The 23,534-nt window shown below is 70.9% G+C and carries 32 protein-coding genes; 16 read left to right on the top strand and 16 right to left on the bottom strand.

Annotated elements, in window-relative coordinates; genetic code table 11:
- Positions 1 to 6: 6 nt before the first annotated feature.
- Positions 7 to 657: a glycosyltransferase family 2 protein gene (locus ACIBG8_RS08650; protein ID WP_397341986.1), complete on the bottom strand. Its 651-nt coding sequence runs from the start codon at positions 655 to 657 to the stop codon at positions 7 to 9.
- Positions 654 to 1,634 carry an NAD-dependent epimerase/dehydratase family protein gene (locus tag ACIBG8_RS08645; RefSeq protein ID WP_397341985.1) on the bottom strand — a complete coding sequence of 327 codons (981 nt, stop codon included), beginning with the start codon at positions 1,632 to 1,634 and terminating at the stop codon, positions 654 to 656. The genes ACIBG8_RS08650 and ACIBG8_RS08645 overlap by 4 nt, the downstream gene beginning before the upstream one ends.
- 129 nt (positions 1,635 to 1,763) lie before the next feature.
- Here ACIBG8_RS08645 and ACIBG8_RS08640 point away from each other — a divergent pair, with 129 nt between their 5' ends.
- From ACIBG8_RS08640 to ACIBG8_RS08620, 5 genes are read left to right on the top strand one after another with little or no spacing between them, the layout of a single operon-like run.
- Positions 1,764 to 3,035, top strand: coding sequence for a hypothetical protein (locus ACIBG8_RS08640; protein ID WP_397341984.1), 1,272 nt, complete (start codon positions 1,764 to 1,766; stop codon positions 3,033 to 3,035).
- Positions 3,032 to 3,658, top strand: coding sequence for a TIGR04282 family arsenosugar biosynthesis glycosyltransferase (locus ACIBG8_RS08635; protein WP_397341983.1), 627 nt, complete (start codon positions 3,032 to 3,034; stop codon positions 3,656 to 3,658). The genes ACIBG8_RS08640 and ACIBG8_RS08635 overlap by 4 nt, the downstream gene beginning before the upstream one ends.
- Positions 3,655 to 4,266 (top strand): class I SAM-dependent methyltransferase, encoded by a 612-nt coding sequence (locus ACIBG8_RS08630; RefSeq protein ID WP_397341982.1) that lies wholly within the window; start codon positions 3,655 to 3,657, stop codon positions 4,264 to 4,266. The genes ACIBG8_RS08635 and ACIBG8_RS08630 overlap by 4 nt, the downstream gene beginning before the upstream one ends.
- 52 nt (positions 4,267 to 4,318) lie before the next feature.
- Positions 4,319 to 4,891, top strand: coding sequence for a TetR/AcrR family transcriptional regulator (locus ACIBG8_RS08625; RefSeq protein ID WP_397341981.1), 573 nt, complete (start codon positions 4,319 to 4,321; stop codon positions 4,889 to 4,891).
- Positions 4,888 to 6,051 carry an FAD-dependent monooxygenase gene (locus tag ACIBG8_RS08620; RefSeq protein ID WP_397341980.1) on the top strand — a complete coding sequence of 388 codons (1,164 nt, stop codon included), beginning with the start codon at positions 4,888 to 4,890 and terminating at the stop codon, positions 6,049 to 6,051. Before ACIBG8_RS08625 ends, ACIBG8_RS08620 begins: the two co-directional genes overlap by 4 nt.
- On the opposite strand, the gene ACIBG8_RS08615 is transcribed toward ACIBG8_RS08620, so the two are convergent.
- From ACIBG8_RS08615 to ACIBG8_RS08605, 3 genes are read right to left on the bottom strand one after another with little or no spacing between them, the layout of a single operon-like run.
- Positions 5,993 to 7,129: a M28 family metallopeptidase gene (locus tag ACIBG8_RS08615; RefSeq protein ID WP_397341979.1), complete on the bottom strand. Its 1,137-nt coding sequence runs from the start codon at positions 7,127 to 7,129 to the stop codon at positions 5,993 to 5,995. The two genes, ACIBG8_RS08620 and ACIBG8_RS08615, sit on opposite strands and share 59 nt — an antisense overlap.
- Positions 7,126 to 7,287 carry a hypothetical protein gene (locus ACIBG8_RS08610; RefSeq protein WP_397341978.1) on the bottom strand — a complete coding sequence of 54 codons (162 nt, stop codon included), beginning with the start codon at positions 7,285 to 7,287 and terminating at the stop codon, positions 7,126 to 7,128. Before ACIBG8_RS08610 ends, ACIBG8_RS08615 begins: the two co-directional genes overlap by 4 nt.
- 55 nt (positions 7,288 to 7,342) lie before the next feature.
- Complete coding sequence (locus ACIBG8_RS08605) at positions 7,343 to 7,807, bottom strand: hypothetical protein (RefSeq protein WP_397341977.1); 465 nt, start codon at positions 7,805 to 7,807, stop codon at positions 7,343 to 7,345.
- Positions 7,808 to 7,902: 95 nt separating this feature from the next.
- On the opposite strand from ACIBG8_RS08605, the gene ACIBG8_RS08600 reads away from it, so the two are divergent.
- Positions 7,903 to 8,232, top strand: a complete 330-nt coding sequence (locus tag ACIBG8_RS08600) for a PadR family transcriptional regulator (RefSeq protein WP_397341976.1) — start codon at positions 7,903 to 7,905, stop codon at positions 8,230 to 8,232.
- The gene (locus tag ACIBG8_RS08595; protein ID WP_397341974.1) at positions 8,214 to 8,789 is read left to right on the top strand and encodes a permease prefix domain 1-containing protein; all 576 of its coding nucleotides are present in this window, start codon (positions 8,214 to 8,216) and stop codon (positions 8,787 to 8,789) included. Before ACIBG8_RS08600 ends, ACIBG8_RS08595 begins: the two co-directional genes overlap by 19 nt.
- Positions 8,790 to 8,833: 44 nt before the next feature.
- Here ACIBG8_RS08595 and ACIBG8_RS08590 read toward each other — a convergent pair whose 3' ends face one another.
- Positions 8,834 to 10,762 (bottom strand): hypothetical protein, encoded by a 1,929-nt coding sequence (locus ACIBG8_RS08590; protein ID WP_397341973.1) that lies wholly within the window; start codon positions 10,760 to 10,762, stop codon positions 8,834 to 8,836.
- A complete protein-coding gene (locus tag ACIBG8_RS08585) occupies positions 10,755 to 11,087 on the bottom strand; it encodes a hypothetical protein (protein WP_397341972.1) in 333 nt (110 codons plus the stop codon). Before ACIBG8_RS08585 ends, ACIBG8_RS08590 begins: the two co-directional genes overlap by 8 nt.
- Before the next feature lie 291 nt (positions 11,088 to 11,378).
- Here ACIBG8_RS08585 and ACIBG8_RS08580 point away from each other — a divergent pair, with 291 nt between their 5' ends.
- Complete coding sequence (locus ACIBG8_RS08580) at positions 11,379 to 12,536, top strand: M28 family metallopeptidase (RefSeq protein WP_397341971.1); 1,158 nt, start codon at positions 11,379 to 11,381, stop codon at positions 12,534 to 12,536.
- A 47-nt stretch (positions 12,537 to 12,583) separates the two neighbouring features.
- Here ACIBG8_RS08580 and ACIBG8_RS08575 read toward each other — a convergent pair whose 3' ends face one another.
- From ACIBG8_RS08575 to sigZ, 3 genes are all read right to left on the bottom strand, one after another.
- Positions 12,584 to 13,150 (bottom strand): copper resistance protein CopC, encoded by a 567-nt coding sequence (locus ACIBG8_RS08575; protein WP_397341970.1) that lies wholly within the window; start codon positions 13,148 to 13,150, stop codon positions 12,584 to 12,586.
- 91 nt (positions 13,151 to 13,241) lie between these two features.
- Positions 13,242 to 13,787, bottom strand: coding sequence for a hypothetical protein (locus tag ACIBG8_RS08570; protein WP_397341969.1), 546 nt, complete (start codon positions 13,785 to 13,787; stop codon positions 13,242 to 13,244).
- 37 nt (positions 13,788 to 13,824) lie between these two features.
- The gene (gene sigZ / locus ACIBG8_RS08565; protein WP_397341968.1) at positions 13,825 to 14,373 is read right to left on the bottom strand and encodes an RNA polymerase sigma factor SigZ; all 549 of its coding nucleotides are present in this window, start codon (positions 14,371 to 14,373) and stop codon (positions 13,825 to 13,827) included.
- Between the two features lie 241 nt (positions 14,374 to 14,614).
- Between sigZ and ACIBG8_RS08560 the strand changes: the two genes are divergently transcribed.
- From ACIBG8_RS08560 to ACIBG8_RS08535, 6 genes are read left to right on the top strand one after another with little or no spacing between them, the layout of a single operon-like run.
- A complete protein-coding gene (locus ACIBG8_RS08560; protein WP_397341966.1) occupies positions 14,615 to 14,752 on the top strand; it encodes a hypothetical protein in 138 nt (45 codons plus the stop codon).
- Between the two features lie 17 nt (positions 14,753 to 14,769).
- Positions 14,770 to 16,143: an FAD-dependent oxidoreductase gene (locus ACIBG8_RS08555; protein WP_397341965.1), complete on the top strand. Its 1,374-nt coding sequence runs from the start codon at positions 14,770 to 14,772 to the stop codon at positions 16,141 to 16,143.
- Between the two features lie 16 nt (positions 16,144 to 16,159).
- Positions 16,160 to 16,429 (top strand): hypothetical protein, encoded by a 270-nt coding sequence (locus tag ACIBG8_RS08550; protein ID WP_397341964.1) that lies wholly within the window; start codon positions 16,160 to 16,162, stop codon positions 16,427 to 16,429.
- Complete coding sequence (locus ACIBG8_RS08545) at positions 16,426 to 17,628, top strand: MFS transporter (RefSeq protein ID WP_397341963.1); 1,203 nt, start codon at positions 16,426 to 16,428, stop codon at positions 17,626 to 17,628. Before ACIBG8_RS08550 ends, ACIBG8_RS08545 begins: the two co-directional genes overlap by 4 nt.
- 30 nt (positions 17,629 to 17,658) lie before the next feature.
- Positions 17,659 to 18,012, top strand: a complete 354-nt coding sequence (locus ACIBG8_RS08540; protein ID WP_397341962.1) for a metalloregulator ArsR/SmtB family transcription factor — start codon at positions 17,659 to 17,661, stop codon at positions 18,010 to 18,012.
- Positions 18,009 to 19,022 carry an ArsO family NAD(P)H-dependent flavin-containing monooxygenase gene (locus ACIBG8_RS08535; protein ID WP_397341961.1) on the top strand — a complete coding sequence of 338 codons (1,014 nt, stop codon included), beginning with the start codon at positions 18,009 to 18,011 and terminating at the stop codon, positions 19,020 to 19,022. Before ACIBG8_RS08540 ends, ACIBG8_RS08535 begins: the two co-directional genes overlap by 4 nt.
- Here ACIBG8_RS08535 and ACIBG8_RS08530 read toward each other — a convergent pair.
- A complete protein-coding gene (locus ACIBG8_RS08530) occupies positions 19,019 to 19,651 on the bottom strand; it encodes a LuxR C-terminal-related transcriptional regulator (protein ID WP_397341960.1) in 633 nt (210 codons plus the stop codon). The genes ACIBG8_RS08535 and ACIBG8_RS08530 overlap by 4 nt on opposite strands.
- Positions 19,652 to 19,833: 182 nt before the next feature.
- Positions 19,834 to 19,959, bottom strand: a complete 126-nt coding sequence (locus ACIBG8_RS08525; protein WP_397341959.1) for a hypothetical protein — start codon at positions 19,957 to 19,959, stop codon at positions 19,834 to 19,836.
- Positions 19,960 to 19,980: 21 nt separating this feature from the next.
- Between ACIBG8_RS08525 and ACIBG8_RS08520 the strand changes: the two genes are divergently transcribed.
- Positions 19,981 to 20,343, top strand: a complete 363-nt coding sequence (locus ACIBG8_RS08520; RefSeq protein ID WP_397341958.1) for a GNAT family N-acetyltransferase — start codon at positions 19,981 to 19,983, stop codon at positions 20,341 to 20,343.
- 134 nt (positions 20,344 to 20,477) lie between these two features.
- Here the strand turns inward: ACIBG8_RS08520 and ACIBG8_RS08515 are convergent, their stop codons facing one another.
- Positions 20,478 to 21,173 (bottom strand): aquaporin, encoded by a 696-nt coding sequence (locus ACIBG8_RS08515; RefSeq protein WP_397341957.1) that lies wholly within the window; start codon positions 21,171 to 21,173, stop codon positions 20,478 to 20,480.
- Positions 21,170 to 21,505, bottom strand: coding sequence for an ArsR/SmtB family transcription factor (locus ACIBG8_RS08510; RefSeq protein WP_397341956.1), 336 nt, complete (start codon positions 21,503 to 21,505; stop codon positions 21,170 to 21,172). Before ACIBG8_RS08510 ends, ACIBG8_RS08515 begins: the two co-directional genes overlap by 4 nt.
- 83 nt (positions 21,506 to 21,588) lie before the next feature.
- On the opposite strand from ACIBG8_RS08510, the gene ACIBG8_RS08505 reads away from it, so the two are divergent.
- Positions 21,589 to 21,930: an arsenate reductase ArsC gene (locus ACIBG8_RS08505; RefSeq protein WP_397343911.1), complete on the top strand. Its 342-nt coding sequence runs from the start codon at positions 21,589 to 21,591 to the stop codon at positions 21,928 to 21,930.
- On the opposite strand, the gene ACIBG8_RS08500 is transcribed toward ACIBG8_RS08505, so the two are convergent.
- Together ACIBG8_RS08500 and ACIBG8_RS08495 are read right to left on the bottom strand one after the other, a co-directional pair.
- Complete coding sequence (locus tag ACIBG8_RS08500) at positions 21,875 to 23,113, bottom strand: GNAT family N-acetyltransferase (RefSeq protein WP_397341955.1); 1,239 nt, start codon at positions 23,111 to 23,113, stop codon at positions 21,875 to 21,877. The genes ACIBG8_RS08505 and ACIBG8_RS08500 overlap by 56 nt on opposite strands.
- A 12-nt stretch (positions 23,114 to 23,125) precedes the next feature.
- Positions 23,126 to 23,455, bottom strand: a complete 330-nt coding sequence (locus tag ACIBG8_RS08495; protein WP_397341954.1) for an ArsR/SmtB family transcription factor — start codon at positions 23,453 to 23,455, stop codon at positions 23,126 to 23,128.
- Positions 23,456 to 23,534 lie beyond the last annotated feature (79 nt).

The raw sequence follows: 23,534 nt of genomic DNA, 5'->3' as shown, positions 1-23,534 counted from the left end.
GGAACCTCAGCCCGCCAGCACCCTGCGCATGTCGGCCACGGCACGCAGGGTGCCGCGGACCGTGCCGGTGACCTTGGAGCGGCCGCTGCGCGCGAGGTAGTCCACCTCGACCTCGGCCACGCGCCACCCCGCGCTGGAGGCTCGCAGCACCATCTCCAGCGGGTAGCCGAACCGCCGGTCGGTCAGGCCGAGCGCGATCAACCCCGCGCGGGAGCAGGCGCGCATCGGCCCCAGATCGTGCAGGGGCGCTCCGGTACGGCGGCGCAGATTCCTGGCCAGTACGGCGTTGCCGAGCCGAGCATGTGCTGGCCAGGCTGCCCGCGTCCGCGGCATCCGCCTGCCGAGCACCAGGTCCGCCGTACCCGCCAGGACAGGTTCGGTCACGCGGGGCAGCTGGCGCGGGTCGAGCGAGGCGTCGGCGTCCATGAAGCAGACGACGTCCGCCGTGGCCGCCAGCAGGCCCGCGTGGCAGGCCGCGCCGAACCCGCGGACGGGCTCGTGGACCACGCGCGCGCCGAGCCCGGCCGCGAGCTCGGCGGAGCCGTCGGTGGAGCCGTTGTCGGCCACGATCGCGGTATATCCGGGCGGCATCCGCTCCAGGATCCAGGGGAGCGCGGCCGCCTCGTCGAGGCAGGGCAGGATGACGTCGATGGTCATGAGGTGGCGAACTCCTTCATCCCGTCCTCGAACGAGATCGTCGCCTGGAACCCGAGGCCCGTGCGGGCGCGGTCGGGGGCGGCGACGATGTGCCGCACGTCGCCCAGCCGGTACTCGCCGGTGACGACGGGCTCAGGCCCGCCGTGCACGGCGGCGAGCGCCGTGGCCATCTCGCCGATCGTGTGCGGGGTTCCGCTGGCGACGTTGTAGCTGGTCAGGAGGCCCGGTGGAGCTGGGGATCCGGCTGCTGCCAGGTTGGCCAGGGCGACGTCGCGCACGTGGACGAAGTCGCGGGTCTGCCTGCCGTCCTCGAACACCCTCGGCGCCCTGCCCGCCTCCAGCGCCGACCGGAAGATCGCGGCCACGCCGGAGTAGGGGGTGTCGCGCGGCATCCGCGGGCCGTACACGTTGTGGTACCTGAGCGCCACCGCGTCGCCTCCTGTCTCGCGCGCCCAGTTGGCCGCCAGGTGCTCCTGGGCGAGCTTGGTCGTGGCGTAGGCGTTGCGCGGATCGAGCGGGTCGTCCTCGCTGACGGTCGCCCGCTCCAGCGCCGCGCCGCACACCGGGCAGGCGGGCTCGAAGCGGCCGCTTCCGAGGTCCTGGGTGGAGCGCGGGCCCGGCCTGGTCCGGCCGTGGTCGGGGCAGTCGTAGGCGCCCTCGCCGTAGACGACCATCGAGGAGGCCAGGACCAGCCGTCCCACGCCGTGCCTGGCCATCGCGGCCAGCAGGACGGCGGTGCCGTACACGTTGACGGAGGCGTAGGCGGGCAGGTCGGCCACGTCCACGCCCAGGCCGACCTTGGCGGCCTGGTGCACCACCAGGTCCACGCCGGGCAGCAGCCGGTCGAGCACGGCGTCGTCACGCACGTCGTGGCCGCCCTTCAGGTCGAGCCGGAGCACCGCGTGTCCGGCGCTCTCGAAAGCCTCGACGACATGACTACCGATGAACCCGGCCGAGCCGGTGACCATGACCTTCACCCGGCCGACGCTAACCCCGGCAGCGCCCGCGGGTAAGGCGCGTTCGCGGTTCGTAAGACTTCTTACGAGGTGTGAACGGTCCCCTCGCGACCGGACTCGAACGGCCCCTGAGGTGGCACGCTCCCGGCTGTGAACCGACGTGTGTTGCCGGTCGGCGCCGTCCTGGCCGGATTGGCGGCGGTGCTGGTCGGCCTGACGGCCGCCGGCCCCGGCCTGGGCTGGTACCTGGTGGCCTGGGGGCTGTTCTTCGCCGCCCTCAGGCTGTCCAGGGCGCTGCCTGCGCGGTCGCTGTCCGTGCTGGTCCTCGGGGGCGGGATCGTCATGGCGGCCACCGGGCTGATCGGCCCGCCGAGCACCAGCACCGACTCCTACCGATACGCCTGGGACGGCGAGGTGCAGGCGGCGGGCATCTCGCCCTACGACCACCCCCCGGCCGACCCCGCGCTCGCCGGGCTGCGGGAGAGCTGGCTCTTTCCCGGCGACTGCGGCGTACGCGACCGCCACCCCCTGCCCGAGGGCGGCTGCAGCAGGATCAACCGGCCGACGGTTCCCACCATCTACCCGCCGCTGGCCGAGGGGTACTTCCTGCTGGTCCACTGGCTCTCCCCCGAGGGGTCGCGGCACAAGGTGCTGCAGCTCGGCGGGTTCGTCATGGCCGTCCTGGTGTTGCTCATCGTCTGGCGGCGGCCGTGGGGAGCGGTGTGGGCGTGGTGCCCCGCCGTACCGATCGAGGCCGTCAACAACGCGCACGTGGACATCCTCGGCGTGCTGCTCGTCGTGGTGGCCTTCAGCGTCGCCAGGGGGAGGGGCGCGCTGCTCGGGGCGGCGGTCGCGGCCAAGCTGCTGCCCGCGACGGCGCTGCCCGGAGCCCTGTCCGGCGTGCTGGCCGGGGGGCTGGACTGGCGGCGCACGCTGAGGATCACGGTGCCAGCCGTCGCGGTCGTGGCGCTGGCCTACGTGCCGTACGTGCTGGTCTCGGACGGGCCCGTCCTCGGCTTCCTGCCTGGCTACCTGCAGGAGGAGCGGTACGGCGAGCCGGGGGTGGGCAACCGCTACCTCATCCTGCGGCTGCTGCTGCCGGACGCCTGGGCGCCCTTCGCCGCGATCCTGATCCTGGGGCTGGTCGCCCTGTACGTCCTGGTCAAGGGGGATCCCGACCGGCCGATGGAAGGTGCGCTGCTGGTCAGCGGGGCGCTGCTCCTGCTGTTCACCCCCGGCTACTCCTGGTACGCGCTCCTGGTCGTCGCGCTGGCCGCCATTACCGGCCGCTGGGAGTGGCTCGGGGTGGCGCTGGCGGGCGCGGTCGCCTACGTGGCCGGGCCGATGTCGCACACCAACCCCGCGATCTTCTTCTACCTCGCGGCAGCTATGGCTGTCGCCGTACGCAGGGTGGTCCGATGACCCAGATACTGATCATCGCCAAGGAGCCGGTGCCGGGACGGGTCAAGACCCGGCTGACCCCTCCGTTCACTCCCGTCCAGGCCGCGTCCCTGGCCGCGGCCTCGCTGAGGGACAGCCTGCTGGCGGTCGCGGCGACCCCGGCGACCCAGCGCGTGCTCGCCCTGGAGGGGCTGCCGGGGAGCTGGCTGCCCGGCGGGTTCGTGGTGATCCCGCAGCGGGGCGGGGGACTGGACGAGCGCCTGGCCGCCGCCTTCGCCGACGCCCACCGCCTGTGTCCCGAGCCGGTCGTGCTCATCGGCATGGACACCCCGCAGGTCACCCCCGGCCTGCTGCGCGAGGCGGGCGAGGCGCTCGATCGCCACGACGCGGTGTACGGCCCCGCGGCCGACGGCGGGTTCTGGCTGCTCGGCCTGCGCGAGCCCGATCCCGGCCTGCTGCTCGGGGTGCCCATGTCGCATCCGGAGACCGGGAAACTCCAGCTCGACCGGCTCGACAGGGCCGGGCTCAGCGTCGGTTTCCTCCCGGAGCTGACCGACGTGGACACCGTGGCCGACGCACGCAAGGTGGCGTCGGAAGCCCCCAGCTCCCATTTCGCCACGGCCCTTCGGGGGCTGGCCGGATGATGGGGGAGATCTACGCCGACGCGCTCGCAGGTGCGCCCGCCGAGCTCGAATACGTCGACGGCACCCGCCTCGCGCTGGAAACCGCCCGCTGGTTCGAGCCGATCGACGGCGACGAGGCCCTCCTCAGCCGCTGCGCCAGCCCCACCCTGGACATCGGGTCCGGTCCGGGGCGGCTCACCGCCGCGCTCGCCCGGCGCGGCGTCCACGCGCTCGGCATCGACATCACCCCCTCGGCCGTCGCGCTCACCCGCAGGGCCGGAGGCTTCGCCCTGCTGCGTGACGTCTTCGGCGAGGTACCGGCAGGCGGCCAGTGGACCACCGCGCTGCTGGCCGACGGCAACATCGGCATCGGCGGCCACCCGCAGGCCCTGCTCCGCCGGGTCGGCCAGCTCCTCCGTACGGGCGGCACGGTCCTGGCGGAGGTGGACCCGCCCGGCACCCGGAGCAGGGTGGATCGCGTACGGCTGCGCCGGGGTCCCGCCGTCGGCGACTGGTTCGGCTGGGCCGTGGTGTCGGCCGACGACATCGAACGGCTGGCGCACGCGAGCGGCTTCTCGGTCGCGGAACGCTGGGAGACGCACGGCCGGTGGCTGGTCCGCCTCGCATGAACTAGTATCTGGTCAAACGTCCAAGGCGGGCGACCAGGGCAGGTAACCAGGAATGACGGGCACAGCTTCGGGAGAGCGCGGCCGGATGACCAGGCAGCGCCTGTTCGACGCGGCGGTGGCGCTGATCGGCGAGGCCGGTTGGGGCAACGTGACGACCAGGATGGTGGCGGAGCGGGCCGGGGTGGCTCCGGGCGTGGTGCACTACCACTTCGCCTCGGTGAGCGATCTGCTGGTCGCGGCCTCTTGTGCGTACGCCGAGAGCATGCTCGCGGCGATGGGCGCGCAGCTCGCGGAGCAGCAGGACGTCGACGGCGGCATCGACTGGCTGCTGGCCATGATGTCCGAGTACGCGGGGAGCGACCCGGCCGCGCTGCTGATCGTCGAGATGTACCTGGCGTCCGGCAGGCTGCCCGAGCTGCGCGACCGGCTCGGCGCCATGGTCAGGACGTTCCGCGCGGTGGTCGCCGCATGGCTGCGGGCGCGCGGCCACACCGACGGCGCCGACGCCACCGCGACGGTGCTCGCTGCGGCGGTGGACGGGCTGATCCTGCAGTACAGCCTCGATCCCGGCCTCGACGTCGCCGCGCTCGCCACCCCCTTGCGCGCCCTGGTGAGACTCTCGTGAAGGCGCTTATCTGCGGCGCCGGCGTCGCCGGGCTGACGCTGGCCTGGCACCTGGAGCGGGCCGGCTGGGAGGTCGAGCTGGTCGAGCGGGCCGCCGGATTCCGCGACGGCGGCTACGTGATCGACTTCTACGGGGCCGGGTACCAGGTCGCCGAGCGCATGGGCCTGGCGCCCCGGCTCCGCGAGGCCCGCTACCCGGTCAACGAGCTCCGCTACCTCGACGGAAACGGCCGCAAGACCAGCGGGCTGGTCATGAAGAGCGGTCTGGAGCAGGTCATCAGCCTGCTGCGCGCCGACCTGGCCAGAGCCGTCCACGACGACGTCCGCTCGCCCATCTCCTACGGCACGAGCATCGCCGCCCTCTCGCCGGACGGCACGACGGTCGAGCTGACCGACGGCAGCAGCCGCGAGGTCGACCTCGTGGTCGGCGCGGACGGCGCCCACTCCCGGGTCCGCGAGCTGACCTTCGGGCCGGAGGAGCGTTTCGTCCGCTACCTGGACCACCACGTCGCCGCCTACACCTTCACCGACGAGCAGCTCAGCCGCGAGGTGGGCATGCGGTACCAGGTGATGACGGTGCCTGGTCTGATGGCCGGGGCGTACGCGCTGCGCGACGGACGGGTCGCCACCCTCTTCTTACGGCGGGAGCCGGACCCCGCCCTTCCCGAGAGCCCGGCCAAGGCCCTGCGAGAGGCGTACGGCGGGCTCGGCTGGATCCTGCCCGACATCCTCGACCACTGCCCTGACCCGCCAGAGCTGTACTACGACCAGATCACCCAGGTGGAGATGGACCGGTGGAGCTCCGGTCGCGTCGTCCTGCTCGGTGACGCCTGCCAGGCCGTGTCCCTGTTCGCCGGGCACGGGGCGTCGATGGCGATGGCGGGCGCGTCGATCCTGGCCGACGAGCTCACCTCCTGTGACCTCCCGGTGGCGCTGGATCGTTACCAGCGCCGCATGCGGCCCGCCATCGGCGAGGTCCAGGCGTTCGGCCGCCGCTTCATCCAGTGGATGGCACCTGCCACGCGGCGGCGCATCATCGCCCGCGACTGGCTCATGAGGCTGGCCGCCCTGCCCGGCGCCGACCGCCTGTTCCTGCGCTCCCTCACCCCGGGAAGCCACCTCCTTCAGGAGAGGGAGCGAGGAGCCGGACCGTCGCCGTGATGAGGCGCGCCGCTGCCAGCAGCGCCGCGGGATCGACCCGGTCAGGGGTCTCCGCCGGGGTCTGGTAGCCGGGCATGCCCATCCCGATCCCGACGGCCGCCAGCCCGGCGGCGGCGTAGCGGCGGTTGTCCGAGGCCATCGGCGCGGCCTTCAGCGGGACGCCGACCTCGCGTCCTGCCCGGTCGAGTGCCGCCAGTACGGCGTGCGCGGGACCTCCGGCCTCCACGGCCGCAGGTCGGCCCGCCTCGGCTGCGCCGTCCATGTTGATCACCATCGTCCCCGGTGGCAGCTTCGGCGCGTGGTGGGCGGAGCCGTGGGCGCCGGCCTCCTCCGCGTCGAGGAAGGCGATCGAGACGTTGAGCCCCTTCGGCGGGTCCTCCCTGAGGCGGCGGGCCGCTTCGAGGACGGCCGCCACGCCGGAGGCGTTGTCGGCCGCGGCGGGGAACCGCTGGTGCGGGTCGTCGCCGACGCCGTCGTAGTGGGCGGTCAGCAGCACGGTGGGCCCGCTCTGTCCGGAGATCAGGTCGGCGTGGACGTTGGTCCCGGTCACGTCCACCGTTCTCAGGGGCATCGAGGCGGTCAGCGAGCCGCCTGTGGCGCCCATCTGCCGGTGGATGTCGTTGCGCACGCCGAGGATCGGCACAGCGGCCGGGGGCCGACCGGCGATCATCTTGGGCATCCACCCGGCCTCGTCCGTTCCGCGCGGAACGACGAGACCGGCCGCTCCCTCGCGAACGGCACGCTCGAGGAGCTCCGTCCAGGCCGCGGGCGCCAGCACCCATCGTGCCCGCCACTCCTGGGAGTCTGCGGCCACCACGAGGCCCTCCCTGGGCTCCGGCAGGTCGGCCGAGGCCAGATCCTCCGCGAACTCGCGCCGATACCGCAGGTCCCGGGTCCAGTGCATGGTGGGAACGGCGTACAGCTCCCGCACGCCGGAGACCGGGAAGGTGTCGACGGTCGGCTCGACGCCGAGCTCCCGGAGCTGCCCGGCCAGCCAGGCGCGGGCGAGCGCGCTGCCAGCGGTCCCCACCCGGCGACCGGTGAAGGGACCGCCGGCGAGCGTTTGCACGGTTGTCACCCGCAGCATCCAGCGTCACTCGCCGCCGCCGCCGCAGGCGTCGTGCCGCAGCAGGTCGCCGCCTGCTCCTCGACGGCAACCGCCGGGGAGCCGCAACAGCCGCCCGACGCGGGCGGTGCGAAGGCCTCGTTGATGTCTCCGACGAATCCACCGCTCATGACTTCTCCCTCTGTTTCGATGCTTGTCTAAACAGCTAGGAGTATCGGGCCCTGATTAGAGATCTGTCAACTTAGAAGCTTGTCGATTCAGGCGGCGCAGGATCGCACGGGCGATGAGGGGGACGCCGACCAGGCTGGGTAGCGTCCAGTAGGTCCAGGTGGGGAGTTGGTCCCAGAGCGGCAGGTGCGGGCCGTTGTCGATGTAGAAGCCGGTGAGGAGGGCCGTGTAGGACAGGCCCATTCCGGCGATGTGCAGGTACGGCCGGCGCTTCCTGTTGAGGTAGCCGACCAGGGCGGCGGCGAAGGAGAAGGAGCCGACGGCGAACAGCGGGGCGTTCTGCTGCCAGCGGATCGCCGACAGGATCGACATCGACGCCCACACCACCCCGAGCCCCCACAGGTAGACGCGCGCGAACCGGATGTGCCGTGGACCGCCTTTGACGGCCAGAGCCGCCACGGCTCCGCAGACGATGCAGGTCAGGCCCGCGACGATGTGGACGGCCAGCGTTGCGAAGAACACAGGGGTCGGCCTCCTCCATTGCGTAGTAACGCTATATATAGCGACGCTACGCCGGGGATTGCTTCGGCGGAAGGTCCGATATAGCGTTACTACCTATGAGGGCAGAAGCGCTCAAAGGGCATCTCGACGGGCTGCTGCTCGCCGCGCTCGAAGCCGGGCCGCTCCATGGCTACGCGGTCAAGGAAGCGCTCCGGGAGTCGCACTTCGACCTGCCGACCGGCACCGTCTACCCGGCGCTGCACCGGCTGGAGCGGGCGGGGCTGATCAGCGGGAGCTGGTCGGTGGTGAGCGGGCGGCGTCGCCGTACCTACGAACTCACCTCGAGCGGGCACGCCGCGCTGAGCGGTGAGCGGGCCGGGTGGCAGGAGTTCGCGGCGGCCGTCAGCGCCGCGCTGGGGACCCGGCCGTGGCCGGCCACGAGCTGATCTCCGCTCAGCTCGCGATCCTGGCCGCCAGGCTTCCGGCGCAGGCGGTGGAGGAACTGGCCGACGGGTTGCACGAAGCCTACGAGGCTCAGCTCGACGGGCACGATCCGGACGCGGCGGCTCGGGCGGCGATCGCCGAGTTCGGCGACGCCGAGACGATCACGGCGGCGTTCTTCCGCGACTCGCCGTGGCGGCGGATGGCCGTGCTCCTCCTGGCCACCGGGCCGTTCATGGGGCTGGTCTGGGGGCTTTCGCTGGTGTCCGCCCGTGCTTGGAACTGGCCGATCCCGGTGGGGGTGCGGCTCACCTACGGGGCGCTCCTCCTCGCGGTCGCCGGGACGCTGCTCGCTGTCGCGCTGGAGAGGCGCGCCTACCGGCGAGCCCGCGCGGCGACCCTGGCCGGGGCGATGGGGCTCATGGCGCTGGACGTGGCGATGCTCGTCGCCGTCGTTTCCGTGCCGTCGGTCGCGCTGTGGCCGCTGCTGCTGGCCGTACCCGCGAGCCTGATCCGCGTCCTCGCCACGCTCCGCGCCCTGCCGCCGGTCCTCAGCCGATAGTCCGTCGTCAGAAGGAACACGCCCGTACGGCTGGTGACACGCGGCTACGGCGGTCCCAGAATCCATACCCGCAAGGTCCGGTCGCCGCTGCCGGAGACGGCGATGGTCCTGCCGTTGAGCGTGCCGACCGCCACCGCCTTGACGCCTTCCGTGTGGCCGGTGATGGGGTTGCCGAGCTGGGTGCCGTTGGCCAGATCCCACACCCTCAACGTCTTGTCGTCGCTGCCGGAGACCGCGATGGCTTCGCCGTTGAGCGTGCCGAGCGCCACCGCCTTGACGCCTTCCGTGTGGCCGGTGAGAGGGGCGCCGAGCTGGGTGCCCGCGGCGAGATCCCATATCCGCAACGTCTTGTCGCCGCTGCCGGAGACGGCGATGGCCCTGTCGTTCAGCGTGCCGACCGCCACCGCATAGACGGAGTCGCCGTGGCCGGTGAAGGGTGGGCCGGACGGAGTGCCCGCGGCCAGATCCCATCTCCGCAACGTCCTGTCGTGGCTGCCGGAGACGGCGATGGCCTTGCCGTTCAGCACGCCGAGCGCCACCGCTGCGACGGTGTCGTTGTGGCCGGTGAGGGGGTTGCCTAGTTCGGTGCCCGCGGCGAGATCCCATCTCCGCAACGTCTTGTCGCCGCTGCCGGAGACGGCGATGGCCTTGCCGTTCAGCGAACCCACTGCCAGCTCCTCGGCGGAGCTGATGTGTTCGATGGGGTCGCCGATCTGGGTGGCGGTGGCGAGGTCCCATCTCCGCAACGTCTGGTCGTAGCCTCCGGAGACGGCGATGGTCCTGCCGTCCAGCACACCCACCGCCATCGCGAACACGCTTCTGGTGTGGCCGGTGAGGGGTGCGCCGAGCTGGGTGGTGGTGGCCAGATCCCATACCCGCACCGTGTCGTCGCGGCTGCCGGAGACCGCGATGGTCTTGCCGTTCAGCACACCGAGCGCCACCTCCTCGACGGAGTCGGTGTGGCCGACGAGGGGCACACCGAACAGGGTGGGACGGAGGTCGTCGCTGGGGCTCGTGCGCAGGACCAAGGGGATGATCACGCTGGCGGCTGCGACCGTGGACAGGGCGATCAGGGCGCGGCGCCGGGACAGCAGCGGGGGTAGGTTTCTGGCCGCCGCGGACAAGAGCGCGAACGGTTCCGGGGTGCCCGTTGTAGGTGCTGGACTGCTGGGCTTGCGGGCGGTGTCCTTCGGCGAAGGGGCTTGAGTGGTGGGACGTCGCGGGTGTGGGGAGGCGGCGGCGTTGCGGGCGAACGGGATCCTGGTTGCCTGGCCGGTGGCGCGGCTGGTCGGCAGGGGTTTGCCGTCGCGGGCCAGGGCGTCCAAGGTGGCGTAGAAGATCGGCTCCAGGGCCAGGTGCGGGCCCTCGCCGGGGATCCCGGCCTCGATGACGTCGGCCAGGTACTGGGTGAAGTAGGTCTGTGGCCTCGGGGTCGCCGGGTCGGTGTCGTACCAGGCTGTGGCGAACTCCCCGGCGGCGGCCAGGGTGTAGGCGCCGGTGCCGCGGGTGTGGTTCAGCAGGTCGGGGGAGGTCAGCGCGCCGGGGCCCTCGGCGGCCAGCCCCGCGTAGCAGCAGTCCAGGATCACGATCTTCGCGCGGGCTCGGCTGCTCGCCAGGGCGTGCCGTACCGCGTCGAAGGGCAGGCTCGTGGTCCTGCGCCGGATGGCCTCCGTGCGGGAGTCCACCAGACCGAGGCACAAGGTGTCGAACGGGTCGACCTGGCCGTGGCCGACGTAGTAGAACAACGCGACATCCCGCACGGCTTCGAAGTGCTTCACCAGCCGGTCGGGCAGCTTGCCCGGCTGGCGGACGTCGGAGAGCACCACGGTCTGGCCGGTGGGCCAGCCGCACAGCGGGCCGGTGAGCACGGAGGCGAAACGGGCCAGGCTGTTGAGTGCCGCTCCGACCGGCGGCAGATGGGTGTAGGTGCCCACTCCGATCAGTACGGCGCGAGAGCTGGAGAAGTCAGGCATCGAGGAACGCGTCGACGATGGCCTGGATGTCGTCGGCGTTCTTGGCGCTCACCGTGATCTCCTTGCCCTCGGTCTTCAGGGTGAGTTCGATGTCGGAGCGGCGCGAGCGGATGAAGTCCGGCAGGGTCTTGATCGCCACCGCCAGCGCCCCGCCGCCACCCGCCAGAAGCACCAGCACGTCGGCCGCGCCCTGCTCGCCCGGCCCGGGTGTGCCCGCCGCCTGCTCGACCCGGATGCCGGGAGCCCGTTCCAGCCAGCCGCGCAGCGACCTCAGCTGCGACGGGTCGGAGACGGTGATCTCAACGCTGCCCTCCGCGACGGACATGTCGCCCCTTCTCGCAGACCCCGAGCCATGTAGCCCGAATCTTCTCAGGAAAGGGCCCTTCCGTTAAGTGAAGGGTCTTTCCCGAGCGGGATTCGCGGCATACGTTCACCAATGCCGCCGAATCGGGGAACCAGCACCACTGTCAAGAAGCGTCCTGCAGGCCCTGCAGGACATCGCCAACGCCAACGGTGGCACCCGCGCGGCAGGCACCAGCGGCCACCAGGCCTCACGCGACTACGTCGCGGGGTCCCGACCCCGCCCGACGGCTCCTCGGTGGGTGAGTTCGCCACCATGAGCTACTCCGGCTCCGGCGACGTGACCGCGACCCTGCAGAGCGTCGACCTCGTCCTGCCGCCCGGCCCGACCCCCAGCACCTCCAACTCCGGCTGCGAGGCGGGCGACTTCGTGGGATTCGTCCCCGGCAACATCGCCCTGCTCCAGCGCGGCACCTGCAACTTCATCGTCAAGGCGCAGAACGCCCAGGCCGCCGGCGCCGTGGCCGTCATCATCTTCAACGAGGGACAGCCGGGCCGTACCGCCACCCTCCAGGGCAACCTCGGCGAACCCGTGTCCATCCCCGTGGTCGGCACCAGCTTCGACGTCGGCAACGAGCTCGCGGGCATGCCCGGCGCCGTCATGCACGTCAAGACCGACACGGTCAGCGACATCCGCACGACCTGGAACGTCATAGCCGACTCCAAGTGGGGCGACCCCGGCAAGGTCGTGATGTCCGGGGCACACCTCGACTCCGTTCCCGCCGGGCCGGGCATCAACGACGACGGCTCGGGCACCGCCGCGGAACTCGCCCTAGCCGAAGCCCTGGGCAGGATCCCCACCAGGAACCACCTCCGGTTCGCGTGGTGGAGCGCGGAGGAGCTCGGACTGCTCGGGTCGGAGTTCTACGTGGCCAACCTGCCGGCGGCGGAGCAGGCGAAGATCAAGCTGTACCTCAACTACGACATGGTCGCCTCGCCCAACTACGCCTTCAAGATCTACGACGGTGACAACTCCGACGGCGTCGGCGCACCCGCTGGACCGCCCGGATCCGACGAGATCGAGAAGCTCTTCGAGACGTACTTCGACGCCCTGCACCAGGGCCACAGCGGCACCGACTTCGACGGCCGCTCCGACTACGGACCGTTCATCGAGGTCGGCATCCCGGCCGGTGGCCTGTTCACCGGGGCTGAGGGCATCAAGACACCGGAGGAGGCCGCGATCTTCGGTGGTACGGCGGGCGTCGCCTACGACCACTGCTACCACCAGGCCTGCGACACCATCGCCAACATCAACGACAAGGCGCTGACCGTCAACACCGGCGCCATCGCGACCGCGGCCGTCGTCTACGCCTACAGTCGCGACCTCCCCGGCCCGGACGTCCGTCCCGCCACGGCAGCACGCGCGGCCACCGCCCAGGCCGCGAATGAGATCCACGGCCTGGACAACCGGTAGAACCGCAACCGAGCCGCTCGCCCCGCCTGGCGCGAGCGGCTCGATGTTCAGCTGGATCTGCGAGAGGACAGAGCGAAGATCCCGATCCCGACGATCACAACGGCACCGAGGGTTACCCACACCCAGGAGGGGATGCCCTGCTGCGCGGGCTCCTCCGCCGCTGCCACCGGCGTCCCGCTGGTAACGACGGGGTTTGGGGCTTCGGTGACCGATGTGCTGGTCGACGGGGTGGGAGTCGGTGTCGCCGGGGCGGTCACCGTAAAGGGGATCTCGCCTTCGAGCGGATGGCCGTCGGACGACACCACCCGCCAGCCGATCACGTACTTGCCTGGCGCCAGGGCCTCGCTCACCTTTGCGGTGACCGTACGTCCCTCGGCCTGAGCCTTGTCCGTGGCGACCTTGTTGCCGTCCGCGTCGTGCAGGACGACGGCGGGGAGGCGGATCTTCGCGGTGTACTCCAACGTGATCTTCTCGGGTGAGGAGATCTTGGCGTTTTTGGCCGGGGAACTGCTCTTGAGGCCGTCGTGGGCCAGCGCGGTCGACGCGTTGAAAGACAGTAGCGTGCTGCACGCGAGGCCGACGAGGGCCAGCGCGCGGATGAAACGGGAAACCATCGCGAACTCCTGATACAGGCGTGGCTGGGAGAGCGCTCGTTGTGCGAGAGCGCTTGACACCGTGAATTCGCGGTTCCAGAAGGGCGGGCCCTCAGCCGCGAAGCGCCGCGATGGGCGGTCCGCGACGGGTGACCGCTGCGACCAGCTCGTACGACAGGGTGACGCGTGGCTCGGCGGCGGGCAGCGGGGAGGGCGTACCGGCGCTGGGGATCCTCGTCAGCCGCAACAGCACGGGAAGCGACGGCCGGCGCAGAAGGTGCAGCAGCAACCACAGGGCGCTGTCGCCGCGATGCAACCACCAGCCCGTCATCACCGCGACCGTCAGGTGCGCGGTGAGCATGCTGATCCCCGGATGGTCATGCCCCGCCGAACCGACCGCGACGGGGACGCCGTTGCTGAAGAGCTCGTGCAGCAGAGCCTGGGTCGCAACGCTGGCGCCCAGCACCGGGCCCCGGGAGTGCGGCCGGCCGCCGATCACGTAGGCGAGCGCCAGAGCCCCGGCGGCGGCGAGCAGGAGCAACCCGGGACTGGCCAGGGCGCCACCGGCGAGGATGTGCCCACCTGCCGACGCGGCGATGCAGACCGTCGCGAAGACGGTGGCGCGGACCAGCCGCCATGCCGGATCGGTGGGGGACACGAGAACATCATGGCAGGCGACAGGTCAGGTCTCCCGATCAGCAGGGGCAGGGGCCGTGGGGTTCGACGTGTCGTACGGCTCGCCGTACGTCGAGCTCGACCCGGCAGCACTCGGCGATCAGCTCGCCCAGTCGTGCGCGGGCCCGCTGGACCCTCGACTTCATGCCGGGCACCGACAGCCCCAGGCGCTCAGCGGCATCGGCCTGCGTCAGGCCGTCGTATTCGGTGAGCGTGATCGCCTCCCGGTAGTGCTCCGGCAGGCGGTCGATCATCGAGCGGAGGCATCCCGTGAGCACGCTTGAGCCGACGTCGGGTTCCGAGGCGAAGCTGCGGTCGAGCACGGCCCGCGCGTGAGCCAGCGTCCGGGTCCGGTTGCGGCGGTGGTGGTCGACGATCGTGTTGCGGGCGATCTGGTAGACCCAGGCCTCCAGACGCTCGTGCTCGCGCACGCCGCCGATGCCCTGGCTCACCTTCAGGAGCACGTCCTGGACGATGTCCTCGGCGTCGTCGGGCGTGTCGATGCGGCGCGTGACGAAGGTGACGAGGCGCGCGCGGAGCTCGTGCCATGCGGAGGCCTGGGTCATCATCGGGTCCCTTCTACCGGCAGCCGCAGCCGCCTGAGCCGCAGCACTCGTCCTTCTCCTCGGCTGCGCAGCAGGTCTGCTGGGTCTCTTCGGTGCAGCACGACATGGTCGAACCTCCTTCTCGAACGATCGGTCACCTGGGTAGACGGAGCCGGCGCGAAAAGGATGCTCTGATTTGACAGATCTCTAATCAGTGAGGCAGTCTACAGACTACTTCGACAAGCTTCTAAACAGGAGGTGCGCGATGCGCGCTCTGTTCCGTCGTAACCGCCGCGTCCAGGACGTCACGCTCGACGAGGCTCGCGGCCTGGTGTGCGACGCCGCCTGCCGTGCGAGCTCTGCCGTGGACCGCGCCCGTACCTCTTCACTGCTGTTCCGCTAAGGAAGAAGGAAGCCATCATGAGCGAGAGCTGCTGCGGCACCACCGCCTCCCTTGAGCTTGAGCAGACCCGGCCCACCCCGGCCGACCTCCCCGTCGTCGTGATCGGCGCCGGACCGGTCGGGCTGGCCGCCGCCGCGCACCTGGCCGAGCGCGGTCAGGACTTCGTGGTCCTGGAGGCGGGGGAGCGGGTCGCCGCCTCGGTCGCCCAGTGGGGTCACGTGCGGGTGTTCAGCCCGTGGAAGTACAACATCGACGCCGCCGCCAAGCGCCTCCTGGAGGCGGACGGCTGGGTCGAGCCCGATCCCGAGTGGCTGCCCACCGGTGCCGAGCTGATCTCCGGCTATCTCGCCCCGCTGGCCAAGCTCTTCGGCGCAAGGCTGAAGCTGGGCGCCAAGGTCACCGCGATCAGCCGCCTGGGCTACGACCGGGTACGTACCAACGGACGCGAAGACGCGCCCTTCCTGATCCGGCTGGCCAACGGCGACGAGCTCCAGGCCCGCGCGATCATCGACGCGTCCGGCAGCTACGAGACCCCGAACGTTCTCGGTGCCAGCGGCCTGCCCGCCTACGGGGAGGACGCCGCCACCGTCGACCATGCCCTTCCCGACGTGCTCGGCGTCGACCGCGAGCGTTACGAGGGCAAGCACACCCTGGTCGTCGGCGCGGGTCATTCCGCAGCCACCACGCTGCTCGCCCTGGCCGAGATCGACGGGGAGATCACCTGGGCGATCCGGGCGGGCGGCGCGAGCCGTACCTACGGCGGCGGAGCGGCGGACGCGCTCCCCGCCAGGGGCGCGCTCGGCACCAGGCTGCGCGCGCACGTGGACGGGGGCCGCATCAAGCTCCTGACCGGCTTCTACGTCCACCGCGTCGAGGGCGACACGGTGATCAGCCGCGACCCGTCCGGCGTCGAGCAGTCGGTCACCGTGGACCGCATCGTGGCCGCGACCGGCTACCGCCCCGACCACTCCATCGCGAGTGAGCTGCGCCTGGACCTGGACCCGATTCTCGGTTCCACTCGCGCGCTGGCTCCGCTGATCGACCCCAACCAGCACTCCTGCGGCACCGTTCCCGCCCACGGCGTGGTCGAGCTGACCCACCCCGAGCCCGGCTACTACGCTGTGGGCGTCAAGAGCTACGGCCGCGCCCCGACGTTCCTCATGGCCACCGGCTACGAGCAGGTCCGCTCCGTCGCCGCCGCACTGGCCGGAGACTGGGACGCGGCTCACGACGTGCAGCTCGACCTGCCGGAGACGGGGGTGTGCTCCACCAACCTGGCCGAGGCCCAGGAGCAGCGCGTCGGCCTGGCCACCGGCATCAGCGGTGGCCTGCTGTCCACCCCCCTTCCCCTGGTCACCGTCGGCGCCGCAGAAACCGGCTGCTGCGGCTGAAAGACAGGCACCTGAGATGTCCGACGGATACCCCACCGCGGCCCAGAAAGAGGCGCTGCGCCTCATCTGTGACCACGGCCACCTGAACACCGAACGCCTGGGCGATCAGCTGGTCGCCTCCCGCCGATCGAGCACCAACCCGGGCTACGCCCGGTCCATCACCCGGATGGCAGGCACGCTGGCCTGGCGCCTGGAAGCTCAAGGGTTCATCGCCGAAGCGGAAGGAGCCTGGGCGACAACAGCGACCGGACGGGCCCTCATCTCCTGCTCCAGCGAGCCGCAGTGAGCGCATCCACCGAGACCGCCGCCCCTCAGACGAGGGGCGGCGGTTCTCACGGCCGTCGCATCGTCGCAGCTCTTGCCGTCACGCAGACCATCGGCTACGGCGTGCTCTACTACGCCTTCTCCGTCTTCCTCACCCCCATGGCCCGCGACCTGCACGCCTCCAACGCCCAGATCGCCGCCGCCCTCACCCTGTCCATCCTCATCGCCGCCCTCTGCGCACCGCTGGTCGGCCGAATGCTGGACGCCCGCGGCGGCCGCGCCCTGATGACCGCGGGGTCGCTGCTCGGCGCCGGAGCGGTGCTGGCCTGGTCGCGGGTGGACAGCCTTCCGCAGCTGTACACGGTGTTCGCCCTCATGGGCGTCGCCTGCTCGATGGTCCTGTACGAGTCGGCGTTCGCCGTCATCGTCGCCTGGTACGACGGCAACGAGCGAGGCCGCGCCAACGGCATCCTGGCCCTGACCATCGTCGCCGGATTCGCCTCCTCGATCTTCCTCCCGCTCACCGGCCTGCTGGTCGAGTGGTACGGCTGGCGCCAGGCCCTGGTCGTCCTGGCGCTCATCTACGGCGTGGCCGCGATTCCCCTCCACGCACTCGTCCTGCGCAGCCGAGCCCATACGGCACGCCGGCGGGCCGAGATCGTCAAGGAGGCAACCCGCCGCCGCCCGTTCTGGCTGCTGGTCCTCGCCTTCACCGCCAACGGCGGCGCGGTCGCCGTAGTGGCAGTCCTGCTCATCACCTACCTCATCCACCTCGGTCACTCCCCGGTCCTGGCCGCCACCCTCGCAGGCCTACTGGGCGTGCTGTCGGTGACCGGACGCCTGCTCACCACAAGTCTGCAAACCCGCCTGCCCGCCGCCCTGATCGCCGCCGTCATCTTCGCCCTACAGGGCGTCGCCGCCCTCCTGCTGCCCATGATCGGACGGACCGTCCCCGGCGCCATCGGCTCGGTGCTGCTGTTCGGCCTCGGCTTCGGCATCGCCTCCATCACCCTGCCGCACCTGCTCGTCGGCCGGTACGGCACCGCCGCCTACGCCTCGCTGTCCGGCCGCATCGCCGCCTTCTCCGTCGCCGACAAAGCCCTCGCCCCGCTGGGCGCGGTAGCCCTCGCGCAGGCGGTCGGCTACACCTGGGTGATGGGCGGCGTGGCCGTGGCCTGCGCGACCGCGGCGGGCGCGCTGGTCGCCTACCATCGCGTATAATTTCGACAGACGTCGAAGTAGGGAGTCCGCATGACCGCCGTGACGATCCAGTGCTGCGCGCCGATCGCCCGCGAGCCGCTGTCGGAGACCGAGGCGACCGACCTGGCGGTCCTGCTGAAGGCCGTCGCCGATCCGGTACGGCTGCGCCTGCTGTCCATGATCGGCTCCCACGCCGGGGGAGAGGCCTGCGTCTGCGACCTGACCGGCGCCTTCGACCTGACCGCCCCCACGATCAGCCACCACCTCAAGATCCTCCGTACGGCAGGCCTCATCGACGGCGAACGCCGCGGCACCTGGGTCTACTACCGCATCGTCCCCGAGACAGTGAACAAGCTCGGCGCCCTCTTCGCCCCCCTCGCCGAACAGGTCCCCGTCCTCGCGTGACCGACGTCGTCGTGATCGGCGGCGGGCAGGCGGGCCTCGCGGCGGGCTACTACCTGCGCCGCGCCAAGGCCGACTTCGTCATCCTCGACGCCCAGGCCGAGCCCGGCGGCGCGTGGCGACACGCCTGGCCCTCGCTCCGCCTGTTCTCCCCAGCCCAGTACAGCTCGTTGCCCGGCCGGATGATGCCCGCTCCCGCCGACGGCGGCTACCCGACCGCCGCCGACACCGTCGCCTACCTCACCGACTACGAGCACCGCTACGACCTGCCCATCCACCGCCCGGTGACCGTCCAGGCGGTACGGCGATCCGACGACCACTTGCTCGTCGAGACGGACAGGGGCACCTGGCAGGCCCGCACCGTGATCAGCGCCACAGGCACCTGGCAAAGCCCGTACGTCCCGCACTACCCCGGCATGCGCGACTTCCAGGGCGAACAGCTGCACACCGTCAACTACCAGGGCCCCGAGCCTTTCGCCGGAAAGCGCGTCGTGATCGTCGGCGGCGCCAACTCCGGCGCCCAGATCCTCGCCGAGGTCTCCACCGTCGCGGACACCACGTGGGTCACCCTCCGCCCGCCCCGGCTCCTCCCCGACGACCTCGACGGCCGCGCCCTGTTCGCCCTGGCAACCAACCGACTCCAGGGCGACACCGCCGACCTGGGCGACATCGTGGCCGTCCCACCCGTGCGCGACGCCCGCGACCGCGGCGTCCTGAAGGCCGAGCCCATGTTCAGCCGCATCACTCCCGAAGGCGTCGCCTGGCCGGACGGCAGCAGCCTGGCCTGCGACACCATCATCTGGTGCACCGGCTTCCGCCCAGCCCTCAGGCACCTGGCACCACTCAAACTAGGCAGCAACATCGCGGTCGACGGCACCCGCGCGATCGGCGAACCCCGCCTGCACCTGCTCGGCTACGGCGACTGGACCGGCCCGGCGTCGGCCACCCTGATCGGCGCCAGCCGTACCGCCAGGGAAACAGTCCTGCGGTTGGGGCTCGCACCCCGTACCTAGCTCCCGACCTCGGCACCGGCCAGCAGCAGTGCCAGATGGAACCGGCTGCGCCCCCCGTACTTCTCCATCAGGTCCGCGACCGTGTAGGTGATGGTCCGCCGGCTCAGCCCCAGCTGTTCGCCCACCGTCTGGTCGGTGCAGCCCTCCGCGAGCAGCGTCACCACGGCACGCTCCCTGGCCGACAGCCCCGCCGGCCACCGCACCGGCTCGGCCGCCTGGCCCCACAGTCGCTGGTACATCTCGACCAGGGCGCGCACCAGCGGCTTGGCGGTGATCTGCCAGACCCCCTTCAGCGGATCCTCCGGGTCGATGGGCGTCATGACGACGGCCCGGTCGATGATGACCATCTTGACCGGCAGGGTCGGCAGGATCCGATGCTCGCCACCGGCGGCGATCAGGCGCACGTCATGCCCCGACGGGGCCGATCCCAGCCAGCGCGTACGCACATCCGGCGGCACCGGGAGCGTCCCCAGCAGCGGGCGCTGGGACGACGCAGGAACCATCACCAGGCGCTCGCTGCGGTCGACGGAGACGATCTCGGTGAACCGGGCCACCACGGCATCGGCCCCGAACAGCGGGCACACACCGCGCCCGGCCCGCAGCGACTTCAGCCACGCCAACTCCGACATCGCCGACCATCCCCTGACGTCCCACCCCGTGAATCCGCATCGTGCCCCGGAAACCGCGCGGCGGCAACGCCGGGCGGACACCGTTGCGACTTTGCGCAAGAACGGGGCGGGAGCGATGCGCGCGCCCCGCCGCGCCCCGCATGGTTCCTTTCATCACCAGCCCCGAAAGGACACCTCATGAACTACTGGTCGAACGGTTTCGCTACTGCTGGACGCCGGACTGCGGCGTGCCCGCGCGCCCGGGCCGCCTCGAATTCCGTCCCGAGCCCGACGACGCGGCGATCCTTGACGTTTTCCGTCGTCTTCACCAGGGGAGTCTCGATGCCCATGTGCGCCGCACCGTCGCCGCATCCGGGCTGGACGTGGCCGCCCAGGAAGAGCTGGACTATCTGCGCTGGTTGCCGAGCCCGCGCGAGTGGTGGCGGCTTGCCTACAACCCTGCCGGGGAACTCGTCGGCCTGAGCGTCCCCGCCCGCAACTACGGGGACCCCCTCATCGGCTACATCGGCGTGGTGCCCGAGCATCGGGGGCACGGATACGCGTACGACCTGCTCGTCGAGGCCACGCAGATGCTCGCTGACGAGGGCGTGGACCGGATCGTGGCCGGGACTGACCAGACCAACGTTCCGATGGCCGCCCACCTCGCGAAGGTCGGCTATCCCGTCGCCCAGGAACGCGTCGATCCGATCTGACCCGGAGGCAGGAATCGGTGTGGGGCTCGGGGTGTGACAACCCGAGCCCCACAGCTCGCTTCTGGGGGCCGCGGTGAGCAGGGTGTGTCTGCAGGTCGTCGAGGTGGGTGAGATCGGCGGAGGCGTGCCCGAAGTCAACGCTTGACGGTGGGGTGGGGGGTGACGGGCTCCGGGGTGCCGAACAGGGCGTGGATCAGGAGCATGCCGATGGTTCCGCCGACGAGCTGGGCGGCCACGAAGGCGGGGACGGAGCTGGGGGCGATTCCGGCGAAGGTGTCGGAGAAGGCGCGGCCGATGGTCACGGCGGGGTTGGCGAAGCTGGTGGATGAGGTGAACCAGTACGCGGCGCCGATGTAGGCGGCGACCGCGGCCGGGGCGGCAGCCGTGCGGCCTGCTCGGGCCAGGCAGAAGATGACCAGGATGAGGCCTGCTGTGGCCACCAGTTCGCCCAGCCACAGGTGGGGGGAGGTGCGGTCGGTCGTGGACCAGGTGATGGGCGGTCTGGCGAACATGAGGTTGGCGAGCATGGCGCCGCTGATCGCGCCGCTGGTCTGGGCGGCTATGTAAGGGGCCAGGTCGCGAGCGGGGAGTCCGCCGTGCCACCAGTCGGCCAGGGAGACGACCGGGTTGAAGTGGGCGCCTGAGATCGGGCCGAGGATGAGGATGAGTACGGCGAGGCCGAGGACGGTCGCGGTGGAGTTCTGCAGGAGTTGGAGGCCTGTGTCGCCCGGGGAGAGGGTCTGGGCCATGATGCCGGAGCCGACCACGACGGTGACCAGGAGGGCGGTGCCCAGGAACTCGGCCAGCAGGCGGCGGGGCAGGGGGATCATGGGGCGGTCTCGAGCAGGGAGGACAGCTCGGCAAGGGCCTCGGGGACGAGGCGGTAGTAGACCCAGGACGCGCGGCGCTCCGAGGTGAGCAGGCCCACCTCTTTGAGGACCTTGAGGTGGTGGCTGATCGTCGGCTGGGACAGGTCGAACGCTGCCGTGAGGTCGCAGACGCAGGCCTCGCCGCCCTCGTGGCTGGCCACGATCGACACGATGCGCAGCCGTACCGGATCGCCGAGCGCCTTGAACACCCGCGCCAGATCGGTGGCCCGCGAGGGGTGGAGCGGCTCGCGCGCCAGCGGGGGAGAACAATCCAGTACGGTCAACGGTTCCACCGGCCACCTCCATATTGACTAGCATCAATATAGTGAACCCAAGTGTCTTGTTCGTCTGCGTGCACAATGCGGGCCGTTCCCAGATGGCGGCGGGCTGGCTCGCCCATCTTGCGGGTGATCGGATCGAGGTGCGGTCTGCCGGATCCGCGCCTGCTTCTGCGGTGAACCCGGTCGCGGTCGAGGCCATGGCCGAGGTCGGCATCGACATCACCGGTGAGCAGCCCAAGGTGCTCACGGTGGACGCGGTTCAGGCGTCCGATGTCGTGATCACGATGGGCTGCGGGGACGCCTGCCCGATCTTTCCCGGCAAGCGGTACGAGGACTGGCAGCTCGACGACCCGGCTGGGCAGGGGATCGAGGCGGTTCGCCCTATTCGTGATGAGATCCGGACTCGCATAGAGAAGCTGATCTCGGAGCTTCGGTAGGGCGCTCCACGAGGATGGTGTCGCGCCACGCGCCGTGGTGCCTGGCGATGTTCTTGCGGGTGCCGACGACCCGGAAGCCCAGCGCCTGGTGCAGGGAGAGGCTGGCGGCGTTCTCGGGGAAGATGCTCGACTGGATCGTCCAGATTCCGGCGTCCTCCGCGGCGGCGATGAAGGCGGTCAGCAGGGCGCGGCCGATGCCGTGCGCCTGGCAGCCGGGGTGCACGTAGACGCTGTGCTCGACCACTCCGGCATAAACCGGGCGGGTGGAGACGGGCGAGGCGGCGACCCAGCCCACGACCTCACCGGTCTCGGCGTCGACGGCGACGTAGCGGAGTCGTCGGCTCGCGGTGAAAACCTCCCAGGTCGGGGCGCTGGTTTCGAAGCTGGCCTGGCCGGTGTCGAGGCCCTGCTGGTAGATGGCCAGCACCTGGCCGGCGTCCGCGTCGCGCATCGGGCGGATCTCCAGCCCCGGGCCGATGGCGGGCTTGGTGGCCTGGACGATGGCCGAATGCACCCCGCCGCCGTGGTCGGCGGTAAGCGTGATGGTCGTGCTGACGAAACCGCTGGATGCCAGCAGCTCGCCGTACTTCTCCAGGCTGAGTGCGCCCGCTTCGCACCCGACCCGGCGCAGGGCGGTCGGGTCGAAGGTCTCGTCGGTGACCACGTCGCTGATGCCCAGCCGCCCGCCCGGCCTGAGCACCCGGAAGGCCTCGGCGAGTACGGCGGGCTTGTCGTCGGACAGGTTGACCACGCAGTTGGAGATGATCACATCCACCGCGTGGGCGGGCAGGGGGATGGCTTCGATGGTGCCGTGCAGGAACTCGACGTTGTCCACGCCTGCCGCGTTGTGTCTGGCCAGCTCGATCATGTCGGGGCTGGCGTCCAGTCCATAGGCCTTGCCGTACGGACCGACCCTCCGTGCGGACAGCAGCACGTCGATGCCGCCGCCCGAGCCCAGATCGAGTACGGTCTCCCCTTTCCGCAGCTCCGCGACGGCCACCGGGTTGCCGCAGCCCAGGCTCGCCAGAAGTGCGCCCTGGGGGAGTCCAGAAATATCGTCGTATCCGGCGGTGCCGAAACAACCCTTGTCGAACTCGTCTGCCTCGCAGTCGATGACGGATCTGCCGGTCATCGCGGTGCGGGCCAGTCCGGAGTAGCGCTCGACGACCTTGTCATGTGCCATGGCGGTTGCTCCTCAGTCGCAGGTGGGAGGGTCCGGGACGGGGTTGCCCATCACCACGTCTGCGGCGGTGGGGAAGCAGCTCACGCACTGCTCGTTGATGCGGTAGAGGCTGGAGGTGCCTTGTTTCTCCACGAGCACGAACCGCACGTCGGCGAGGATCCTGAGGTGGTGCGACACGGTCGACTGCCCCACGCCCGAGGCGGCGACGATCTCGCCGACGGTCATCGGTTCGCGGCGTCTGGCCAGCAAGGACACGATCTGGATGCGGGTGGCGTCGGCGAGCGCCTTGAACCAGCTCGCATACTCTTCGGCCTCGTCGCGGCCCAGCGGTTTCTCGTCCATCGAACATCGACGATAATAGATTAATGCTCGCAAGGGAAGGGCGGACCCGCGGCCACGTCGCCCTCGATCACCCCAGCGC

It is taken from the genome of Nonomuraea sp. NPDC050556 (assembly GCF_044457355.1).
In the GTDB taxonomy this organism is placed as follows: domain Bacteria; phylum Actinomycetota; class Actinomycetes; order Streptosporangiales; family Streptosporangiaceae; genus Nonomuraea.
The sequence above is the reverse complement of the archived record's forward strand: the minus strand, read 5'-3'. Positions and strand labels throughout refer to the sequence as shown.

Excerpts from the sequence above, each read along its gene's own strand:
- ACIBG8_RS08540 (WP_397341962.1), top strand. The coding sequence starts at position 17,659 with ATGACCGCCGTGACGATCCAGTGCTGCGCGCCGATCGCCCGCGAGCCG.
- ACIBG8_RS08590 (WP_397341973.1), bottom strand. The coding sequence starts at position 10,762 with ATGCCTGACTTCTCCAGCTCTCGCGCCGTACTGATCGGAGTGGGCACC.
- ACIBG8_RS08495 (WP_397341954.1), bottom strand. The coding sequence starts at position 23,455 with ATGGACGAGAAACCGCTGGGCCGCGACGAGGCCGAAGAGTATGCGAGC.
- sigZ (WP_397341968.1), bottom strand. The coding sequence starts at position 14,373 with ATGATGACCCAGGCCTCCGCATGGCACGAGCTCCGCGCGCGCCTCGTC.
- ACIBG8_RS08625 (WP_397341981.1), top strand. The coding sequence starts at position 4,319 with ATGACGGGCACAGCTTCGGGAGAGCGCGGCCGGATGACCAGGCAGCGC.
- ACIBG8_RS08630 (WP_397341982.1), top strand. The coding sequence starts at position 3,655 with ATGATGGGGGAGATCTACGCCGACGCGCTCGCAGGTGCGCCCGCCGAG.
- ACIBG8_RS08560 (WP_397341966.1), top strand. The coding sequence starts at position 14,615 with ATGCGCGCTCTGTTCCGTCGTAACCGCCGCGTCCAGGACGTCACGCTC.
- ACIBG8_RS08575 (WP_397341970.1), bottom strand. The coding sequence starts at position 13,150 with ATGGTTTCCCGTTTCATCCGCGCGCTGGCCCTCGTCGGCCTCGCGTGC.
- ACIBG8_RS08650 (WP_397341986.1), bottom strand. The coding sequence starts at position 657 with ATGACCATCGACGTCATCCTGCCCTGCCTCGACGAGGCGGCCGCGCTC.
- ACIBG8_RS08600 (WP_397341976.1), top strand. The coding sequence starts at position 7,903 with ATGAGGGCAGAAGCGCTCAAAGGGCATCTCGACGGGCTGCTGCTCGCC.
- ACIBG8_RS08585 (WP_397341972.1), bottom strand. The coding sequence starts at position 11,087 with ATGTCCGTCGCGGAGGGCAGCGTTGAGATCACCGTCTCCGACCCGTCG.
- ACIBG8_RS08515 (WP_397341957.1), bottom strand. The coding sequence starts at position 21,173 with ATGATCCCCCTGCCCCGCCGCCTGCTGGCCGAGTTCCTGGGCACCGCC.
- ACIBG8_RS08550 (WP_397341964.1), top strand. The coding sequence starts at position 16,160 with ATGTCCGACGGATACCCCACCGCGGCCCAGAAAGAGGCGCTGCGCCTC.
- ACIBG8_RS08580 (WP_397341971.1), top strand. The coding sequence starts at position 11,379 with ATGAGCTACTCCGGCTCCGGCGACGTGACCGCGACCCTGCAGAGCGTC.
- ACIBG8_RS08555 (WP_397341965.1), top strand. The coding sequence starts at position 14,770 with ATGAGCGAGAGCTGCTGCGGCACCACCGCCTCCCTTGAGCTTGAGCAG.
- ACIBG8_RS08530 (WP_397341960.1), bottom strand. The coding sequence starts at position 19,651 with ATGTCGGAGTTGGCGTGGCTGAAGTCGCTGCGGGCCGGGCGCGGTGTG.
- ACIBG8_RS08635 (WP_397341983.1), top strand. The coding sequence starts at position 3,032 with ATGACCCAGATACTGATCATCGCCAAGGAGCCGGTGCCGGGACGGGTC.
- ACIBG8_RS08505 (WP_397343911.1), top strand. The coding sequence starts at position 21,589 with ATGGCGGCGGGCTGGCTCGCCCATCTTGCGGGTGATCGGATCGAGGTG.
- ACIBG8_RS08610 (WP_397341978.1), bottom strand. The coding sequence starts at position 7,287 with ATGAGCGGTGGATTCGTCGGAGACATCAACGAGGCCTTCGCACCGCCC.
- ACIBG8_RS08500 (WP_397341955.1), bottom strand. The coding sequence starts at position 23,113 with ATGGCACATGACAAGGTCGTCGAGCGCTACTCCGGACTGGCCCGCACC.